This is a genomic window from Halomonas sp. AOP7-E1-9 (assembly GCF_052376035.1).
In the GTDB taxonomy this organism is placed as follows: Bacteria; Pseudomonadota; Gammaproteobacteria; order Pseudomonadales; family Halomonadaceae; genus Vreelandella; species Vreelandella citrativorans.
Map to the genome: position 1 here is coordinate 1 of NZ_JBQSVC010000076.1, position 1,990 is coordinate 1,990.

1 protein-coding gene is annotated in these 1,990 nt (G+C 30.7%); it reads left to right on the forward strand.

Translation table 11 applies throughout. The features are described 5' to 3' along the window. Window positions 1-207: 207 nt before the first annotated feature. The gene (locus ACT3R4_RS18320) at window positions 208-1,905 is read left to right on the forward strand and encodes a hypothetical protein (protein WP_496201291.1); all 1,698 of its coding nucleotides are present in this window, start codon (window positions 208-210) and stop codon (window positions 1,903-1,905) included. The last annotated feature ends 85 nt before the right edge of the window (window positions 1,906-1,990 follow it).

The window sequence follows — 1,990 nt, forward strand, 5'->3', positions numbered from 1 at the left end:
AAAAGCTCAGGTGTTGCACTCAGTTTCTGCGGCCAAGCTGTAATAAATAAGTGATAGAAATCATCAGCTTCTCTATTGTAATTTTAAGAATTATTAGTAATTATTATGCATCTTCCCAAAGTGGGCGTGCCAATAAGTTCCTTGAGAACGCCTTATTGGCATTACTGAGACACAAAGTCATTTTTTGATTTTTTTTAAGGTTTCTTAATGAATATTAGCCAGAAAGATAAAGATAGCTTTTTTAATTTAGTTGATTCTTTGAAAAAATGCAGAAGAGCTGATCTTTCGGATGTTAGTTCGAGCAAAGATATCATTGAAAAACTTTATGTTGATCCTTTGGAAAATGATTTAATTTTAAAATCAATTTCTAAATTAAATACAACCATACTAACTGGGCGCCGCGGCACTGGAAAGTCGACAATTGTAGCTAGGCTTCAGCATGATATAAGAAAGAGCAAAGACAAACTTTCACTGTATATTGATGTGAAAAGTATATTTGAGCAATCAAAAGCATTCTCTTACAGTACAGAAAAATATGATGATCATTTTACAGCTCAGGAATTAAATAAGTATTTAATATATAAGTCATTCCTAAAAGAAATAATATCTGAAATTAAACTGGAGCTTAAAACAAATACGCTAAAGTTTTATTTAGCTAAAGTTACTAAATATTTTGGACCAGATAAAGCAGCTTTTGAAGAAGAGTTAAATCGAATTTTTGATGATATTGAAAAATTCGAATACATGGATGTTGAGGTTTTAAAGCAAAAAAAAGTTTTATCTAACGATGAAGCTAATAAAACAACTGATATTTCTGCCTCTGCTGGATTAAAAGTTAATTCTATAAAAGGCCCAGAGGCTGATTTTAATGCTAAATATAAAGGTTCAAATACAGATAAAATTAGCTTGAGTGAAGAGTTTTCAGAGGTTTTGCTAAAGTGCTTTAATCCTGTTTTAATTATGAGAAGCATCAGGCAAATGCTTAAAAATATAGGAATAAATCATGTTTTTATTTGTTTGGATGATTTTTCAGAGATAGATTATGATGCAATGAAAATTTTTGTAGATGTGATTATTGCACCATTAAATAATCTTTCTGATGAGTTTTTTAAATTTAAAATCGCGGCTTATCCAGGAAGAGTATATCTTGGCGATATTGACCCTCAGAAAATTGAACAGATAAGACTGGATTTTTACGAATTATATCAAGCTAGAATAATTACAGATGTTCATGCTCAAGCACAAGAAAGTATTAAAAAGCTGATAGAAAAGAGAACTCAATTCTTTTGTAAAAAAGAACCAGAGGAGTTTTTCGACACATCGAAAGCAACGTTGAACGATTATTATAAAACTCTTTTTGATATAACGTCATGTGTACCAAGGAATGTTGGTTGGGTTTTATGGTACGCAAACCAACAAAGCATAGCTAAAGATAAAAAAATCACTTTAAATGACCTAGCAATTGCGGCTGAAAAACATTTTGTTGATACAGTTAAACCTTATTTCTCTCAAAGTCAATTTATGAGGGAGCCTTTTGATATGAAACTTGAAAAATATCATTTGCACCAATTGATGGAATGTTTCATTAATTCAGCAAAAGTTAATAAAAGAGAAATATTGGTTTCTGATTCTAAAGTTTTTTCAAGAGATAAATCAAAGCCGCCTACAAGTCATTTTTTTATTAACAAAAAATTTGAAGATGTATTAAAGCCATTAGAAATGCAGTTTTTTATAACTAAGTATAATGAGCAGAAAGATCAAGATAGTAGTGAATTAATGAGCTTTTTTTCATTGAATTATGGTTTGTGCGTTAACGAGGATATTAATTTTGGTAGAGGGTCTGATCGTAAATATGTAATTCAAAGACGATTCAATAATACTAAGTGGTTATGCAAAAGTTATTGAGTAATTGGTGCCATAACCATTGCATACGTTTTTGACCGCTTCACAAAGCTTATCGAACGAACGGTAGGCTGTTAACGGTAGCCAT